Consider the following 306-nt stretch of genomic DNA (forward strand, 5'->3'; position numbering starts at 1 on the left):
TACTGAAGACCTCATTTTGTTGCAGGGTATTAAACTTGAGAAAAAGATTAGTGAGAAAATAGTTTTTCTCCCTGCTAATAGTCTGCATCAGATGATAACGTAACCTGGTTAACCGTTGTAAAGGGAGATAACGAAAATCGACCTGGCTATTTTCCGGGAGACGGCCAAAACGAAGCCGGTCAGCAATTACCCAGGCATCTGTCCAGTCATTCTTGGGAAGGTCAGGATAAGCCTTTTTAAAATTAGCTACTACTTTAGGATTAAAGGAATATACCTGACAGTTATAAGGAGTTAGCCGGGTGTCAG

The 306-nt window shown here is 41.2% G+C and carries 1 protein-coding gene; it reads right to left on the reverse strand.

Annotated features, from left to right (window positions below; translation table 11 throughout):
* A partial coding sequence (locus JDF658_RS12880; RefSeq protein WP_143312013.1) for a transposase occupies positions 1 to 306 on the reverse strand: 306 nt, incomplete at both ends.

Origin of the sequence: Carboxydocella sp. JDF658 (genome assembly GCF_002049395.1) — a bacterium.
Taxonomy (GTDB): domain Bacteria; phylum Bacillota.